Genomic DNA, 3,297 nt, shown 5'->3' on the forward strand with positions numbered 1-3,297 from the left:
AGATTAACCATAAGTCCGCTTTTCCTAAATATCTCTTTTCCGTTAATTTGCATTTAAATTTCCTTTTATTGTATATGGTTTCTCGGACTTAATCATAGTCGAAGTCATCCAAATCATAGCCGAAAATATGTAAAGTTTTTAAAGCTAATTCTCTGACCTCTATCCAGGATTTGTTCTGATAGACCAAGTAATAGCCATCTTCTTCCCCCTTTAATATACTGTCGTCTTCAGTGTATTTATCTATGAGCTCCATAAGCTCCTTTAGTATTTCTCGTTCGTATGGCAAAAAGCAAAATTTAAATTGCTCCAATAGAGCATTTTTACAAAAATCATATAGCCAATCTATCATCTCCGCAGGGTCTTCGTAACATTCATTTGTGATATGTATTAGATACTTATCCTGATATTCCAAAGAAGCCATTCGGCTTAAATTAAACATAAGCCCGCCTTTATTAAATATCTCTTTTCCGTTAATTTGCATTTGGGTTTCCTTTTATTGGGATGTGAGTTTCGTTGGTTTTGGATTTTAATATTTTACCAGTATCATCAAAATAAAAATTACCATCTTCGTCAGCCGGAATTCTTAAAACCCAACCTTGCCTTGCATTAGAATTTTCAGGAATATGTTTGCTTGAGCTAGGACCATGTATTCTAATCTTTTCTATCTCTTTCCCATCTACGATTTCCACAAATTTAATACCCACTCCTTTATCTTGGAATTTCACTATCCAATTCTTAGGTGCTCTTGAGAATATCTCTTCAAATGATGCGCCTGTTAGACCTTCCCACTTTCCTACATTTTTTGATGTTCCTTGTAAGGCTAATAGATTTTTAAGATCTTTGACGCTAAATGCAAGCCCTTTTTTGCTGACTATATAATCTGCTTGTGTGTTATTAACCAAAGTAACTAAATCAGAATTTGCACTTTTACTATCTACGAATACCTTATTCGCCTGTTCTGTGGATAGCGCAGGCTTAGTAATCTTGTTTTCGGGTGTCCCTTTTATTGCGGCTCCACCAATATCTCCAGCCTGGACTTTTGCCAACTTGGCATTTCCCATAGTCTTACCGTCAGGAATCACCTTCTCGATATTTTTTAAGCCCTCTGCCGCCTTTGCACCTTTAGAGACAGGGAGTAGTGAAGCTGCGGCCTCGGTATCCCTTTTGGTTACGGCTTCATAGTCTGCCAGCACCATGTCTAAATTGCCCTTATAAAAGCCGATTTGCGCCGAGTCAAAGGTATCCGACATATAGTTTACTGCACCTTTTGCCACTTCTATTGGATCAATACTAGCTAGTTTGTGCTTTCCTTCAACGGCTAAATTGTATATACCTTCTGTAGCTATCTTATTATATGCTCCTTTAGCAGTATCATATGCTCCCTCAACCGAATTAGAAATAAAATTCCATCCTCCAGAAATAAAGCCTTTCCCGAAACCAGCTATATCATCTAGAAAAGGCTTATCTACTTTTAGATTATCAATGTAGAAATTTTGATTATTAATGAAGCCATTTAGATACATATACCTCTCTTTATACTGAGAAGCAGTAGGATTAAAGGCATTTGTTCCGTCCAGGTCTTTATTATAGAAGTCGCTTTGCTTAATATACTCCTTAGCTAAGCCTATATCCGCTAGCTCATCATCACTTAAGCTTTCTTTGTAGGCTTCATTAAAAGATTCATCGCTTAAAGATATTCCTCCTTTAGCCAGTATCTTTTTTGCTTCATCATCCGTATATCTCTTAGAGGTAGCCTTTTGAATATAGTCTTTAAATTTGGCTATTCTTTGCTTATCACTTAGCCATTCCACCTCTTCCTGATGTAACTGCCTATTATTAATCTCTGCGCTGGTTGCTATGTTGTAGCCGGTATTTGCTCCTTTATCGCCTCCGCTTATACCTCCTGCTAAAATTCCGCTTAGCTGCGAGGATAGAATTTGATCTTTTTCTGAGAAATTTTTGCTTAACGGGCTTAGCATCTCTCTAAAGCCCGCGCTTATAGCTCCATCTTTAAAGCTTCCTCCACCTATGCTAGAAACTATACCTCCTGCTAAGGAGTGCATAGCTATTTTAGATATGGAACCGTCGCTCATATTAAATGATTGCGCCGCGTCTCCTACTTGTTTAAACAAGCCATCGCTTGCTTTATATGCTAAAGCTGAGATAAAGACATCTTTAAAGTTAGTGCCATATACTCCGCTTGTAATGGCTGCATTTGAAGCAGAAAGCGCTATATCGGCATACGAAACATTAAAATAATCGGTCTTTATAAGATTCTGCTTCAAAGCGCTTGAGCCAGATATATATTTTCCGGCATAAGCTCCTGCAGCAGACGTAAGAGCAGATTTGGCAAGAGAGCTAGGGCTAAATTTAACCTTGCCATCGGATATAGCCATATTGGCTGTCTGAACGGTAAGGTTGGCTATGCTAGCGCAAACCGTAGCATCTACTGTAGCCGAAGTCGCTGCAGTAGTAGTAAGAGCTCCTGCTATGCCAGATCCTACTCCTGCGGTAAGATATGTTACTATGGCAGTTACTATTAAAGAGCCTACGCCGCTAAGGCTTCTTGTCTTATCACTCCACTCCTTAGAATTTAAAATAGCCTTGGTTTGGTTTATATTCTTTTCATCTATAGGAGTGGGAGAATTTGAACTAAGCTCCTTAGTAGTTTGAGCGAGATCTTTAGCAGATGGTGATATTTGGTTATATGTATTGCGGTGCTCCTTATTATCTGTCTGCAAAAGATCACTACTGCTCATGAGATCTTGATTTAAGACAGAAGCACTTTCTTGCTTATGCGACGTAAGCTTATCGGTAATATCTTTATCGTTTAGCTTTAGACTCTCTTTTACGGCTATAAAGCTTGGAATTTCGGTTTCTTTTATGGCTCCTTTATCTTTCATAGTAGCAGTAAGTACGCCTTTGCGACTTGAAGCAGATATTTTTGTATCACTTCTTTTAGACGAGATTAAATTTAACTCACTTGTATTTAAATTTACTCTATCTGCAGTAATATTTGATGCTAAAAGATCGATAGAGCCTGCCGTCAAATTTATATGCTTTGAAAAGATGGTTGAGCTTGCTTCGTTATTTGAGGTCTCGATATGACTTTTCTTTAGCGAAGCTAGAGCTCCGAAAGAATTTTTATGGCTTTTTTTCTCGTAATAAGAGCTATATGGCGCAGATACTATATTGATATTGTTTCCCGCCTGCATATCTATGGCTTCTTTAGCTTTTAACGTAGAGCCTGCTATATTGATATCGGCTTCTTGCGAGCTAAGCATTATATTTTTAGCG

General features: G+C 38.0%; 2 protein-coding genes. Both read right to left on the reverse strand.

The window, feature by feature from the left end; genetic code table 11:
- Positions 1 to 88: 88 nt before the first annotated feature.
- Positions 89 to 481: a phytanoyl-CoA dioxygenase gene (locus Q0537_RS04420; protein WP_299225431.1), complete on the reverse strand. Its 393-nt coding sequence runs from the start codon at positions 479 to 481 to the stop codon at positions 89 to 91.
- Positions 471 to 3,297, reverse strand: a 2,827-nt coding sequence (locus Q0537_RS04425) for a DUF637 domain-containing protein (RefSeq protein ID WP_299225433.1), incomplete at its 5' end; no start/stop codon positions are given. The genes Q0537_RS04420 and Q0537_RS04425, both read right to left, overlap by 11 nt.

It is taken from the genome of uncultured Campylobacter sp. (genome assembly GCF_938017775.1).
In the GTDB taxonomy this organism is placed as follows: domain Bacteria; phylum Campylobacterota; class Campylobacteria; order Campylobacterales; family Campylobacteraceae; genus Campylobacter_B.

Excerpts from the sequence above, each read along its gene's own strand:
- Q0537_RS04420 (WP_299225431.1), bottom strand. The coding sequence starts at position 481 with ATGCAAATTAACGGAAAAGAGATATTTAATAAAGGCGGGCTTATGTTT.